Origin of the sequence: Kineococcus glutinatus, from assembly GCF_039542765.1 — a bacterium.
Classification (GTDB): Bacteria; Actinomycetota; Actinomycetes; order Actinomycetales; family Kineococcaceae; genus Kineococcus_A; species Kineococcus_A glutinatus.
Map to the genome: position 1 here is coordinate 1 of NZ_BAABIL010000421.1, position 2,574 is coordinate 2,574.

The following is a 2,574-nucleotide window of genomic DNA, read 5'->3' on the forward strand; positions in this document are numbered from 1 at the left end:
TGCGCGGTGACCTTGACGGTGACGTTCTCGTAGTCGTCCCAGGCGTGCAGGAACACCGAGTCCCCGGAGCGGCCGTTCTCCGCCAGGCCGAGGTAGTCGGTGAAGAACGCGACCGTCTGCTCGGGGCAGGGGCTGCGCAGCTCGACGTGGGCGAGGTGGGCGATGTCGTGCAGCGGTGGCACTGCGGAACTCCTGTCGTCGGGGAGGGGCCGCGGGCGGCGGGTGTGCGCCCGGGCGCGGGGGAGGGGCGTGCTGCTCAGGCGCGGGGGAGGGGCGTGCTGCTCAGGCGCGCGGGAAGGCGGTGCCGTCGAACAGCGTGCGCGCGGTGCGCACGACGCCCGAGCGCAGCGCGCGGGGCGGGGAGGCGCCGGCGTCGACCTCGACGTCGACGAGCAGGTGGCCGGTGGGGTGCTCGACGTCGACGCGGGTGCGGCCGGGCTCCCAGCCGCGGGTGATCTCGTGGCCGACGGCGCCCTCCAGCAGCATGCCGGTCACGGCGCTGACCGCGGCGAGCACGCCGATCGAGGAGTGCGGCGTCACGGGGATGAACGAGCGGGTGGCGACCTGCCCGCCGTCGGCGGGGGGTGCCACGGCCACCGTCTTGGGGACCGAGGAACCCGTCACGTCCCCCAGCCCCATGAGGGCGCCGGCCTTGGTGCGCAGCTCGTCGACGCGGCGGGCGAGGTCCTCGTCGCCGGCGAGCTCGTCGTGGGACTCCCGGCCCGTCAGCCCGAGGGAGGCGGCGTCGACGAGCACGACGGGCATGCCGTTGTCCACGCACGTCACCTCGACGCCGTCGATGCTGTCGCGCACCGAGCCCGTGGGCAGCAGGCTGCCGGTGGCCGACCCCTCGGTGTCGGTGAAGTTCAGCACCACCGGTGCCGCCGTGCCCGGGACCCCCGCGATCTCCACGTCCCCGCGGTACTCCACCACGCCGCCGGGGGTGGGGAAGACCGCCTCGGCGGTGCTGCCGGAGTTCACCATGCGGATCCGCACGCTCGTCTCGTCCTCGCCGGCGGGCACGAGGCCGCGCTCGACCGCGAACGGGCCGACGCCGGCGAGGATGTTGCCGCAGTTCTGCCGGTCGCTGACCAGGGCCTCGTCGACGCCCAGCTGCAGGAACAGGTAGTCGACGTCGGCGTCGGGGGACTGCGAGGGGGAGACGACGGCGACCTTGCTCGTCAGGGAGGTGGCCCCGCCGAGGCCGTCGATCTGCCGGGGGTCGGGGGTGCCCATGAGCCGCAGCAGCAGGTCGTCGCGCGCGGCGGGGTCGGCGGGCAGGTCGCGGCCCTCGAAGAACAGCCCGCGGGAGGTGCCGGCGCGCATCATCGTGCAGCGCACGCCGGTGCTCGCGTAGCTGCCGGCGGCGCCGTCCTCGCGGCCGCTCACGACCGCTCCTGCCGGTACTTCTCGTACGGCACGTACTCCACGCCCAGCTGCACCAGCTTCTCGCGCATGCCGTAGACGTCCAGGCCGAGCGTGCCCTCCTGGAACGCGGCGCGGTTGGCGGCCTCCTTGGCCACCCGCGCGGCGGAGGCGTCGAGGACCTGCGCCACGTCGGTCCGGGCCACGCGCACCACGCCGTCGTCGTCGGCCACGACGACGTCACCGGGGTGGACGACCTGCCCGCCCAGGACGACGGGCACGTTGACCCCGCCCGCCGTCGCCTTGACGGTGCCCTGGGCGCTGACGGCGGTGGACCAGGCGGGGAACCCCATGGCGCGCAGGTCGGCGACGTCGCGGACGCCGGTGCCCAGGACCACGCCGCGCACGCCGCGCCGGGCCAGGGCGGTGGCGAACAGCTCCCCGAACAGCCCGTCGGTGGACGGGGAGGTCGTCGCCACGACGAGGACGTCGCCCTCGTGGCACTGCTCGACCGCGACGTGGATCATCAGGTTGTCCCCGGGCCAGCACAGCGCGGTGACGGCGGTGCCGCCGATGCGCGCCCCGGGCCAGGCGGGGCGGAACTGCGGGCCGAGGTAGCCGGTGCGCCCCTGCGCCTCGTGGACGGTGGCGGTGCCGTGCTCCCCCAGGGCGGCGGCGTCGGCGATGTCGGCGCGCGGGGGACCGGTGACGACGACGGGCTTCATGCGCGGGTACCTCCGTGGGCTGCGGTCAGCGGGGCGGTGGTGGTGGTGGCGGTCGTCGCCCGTCCCCGCCGTGCCGGCGCCGCCTCCAGGCGCGGGTAGACGCGGCGGGCGTTGAGCTCGTAGACCTTCTCCCGGTCCTGCTCGGGCAGGTCGAGGGCCTCGACGTAGCGCTTGGTGTCGTCGAAGTGGTGGCCGGTGCGGGGGTCGATGCCGCGCACGGCGCCGATCATCTCCGAGCCGAAGAGCAGGTTGTCGACGGGCACCACCGCGGCGAGCAGGTCGATGCCGGGCTGGTGGTAGACGCAGGTGTCGAAGAAGACGTTGCCCAGCACCGACTCCTCCAGCGGGGGCCGGCCGAGCATGTCGGCGAGGCCGCGGAAGCGCCCCCAGTGGAAGGGCACCGCGCCACCGCCGTGCGGGATCACCAGGCGCAGCGTCGGGAAGTCGCGGAACAGGTCCGCCGTGAGGAACTGCATGAACGCCG

At 74.9% G+C, this 2,574-nt stretch carries 3 protein-coding genes and 1 pseudogene; all 4 read right to left on the minus strand.

Annotation, left to right across the window (positions count from 1 at the left end; all coding sequences use genetic code 11):
- The coding region (locus tag ABEB16_RS15040; protein WP_486335988.1) for a VOC family protein at nt 1-182 on the minus strand (182 nt) is incomplete at its 3' end.
- A 100-nt stretch (nt 183-282) separates the two neighbouring features.
- Entirely contained in the window at nt 283-1,329 is a 1,047-nt protein-coding gene (locus ABEB16_RS15045) for a 4-oxalomesaconate tautomerase (protein ID WP_345713048.1), read from the minus strand.
- A gap of 56 nt (nt 1,330-1,385) precedes the next feature.
- A complete protein-coding gene (locus tag ABEB16_RS15050; protein ID WP_345713047.1) occupies nt 1,386-2,090 on the minus strand; it encodes a 4-carboxy-4-hydroxy-2-oxoadipate aldolase/oxaloacetate decarboxylase in 705 nt (234 codons plus the stop codon).
- A 62-nt stretch (nt 2,091-2,152) separates the two neighbouring features.
- A pseudogene (locus tag ABEB16_RS15055) lies at nt 2,153-2,574 on the minus strand (amidohydrolase family protein); the annotation flags it as partial.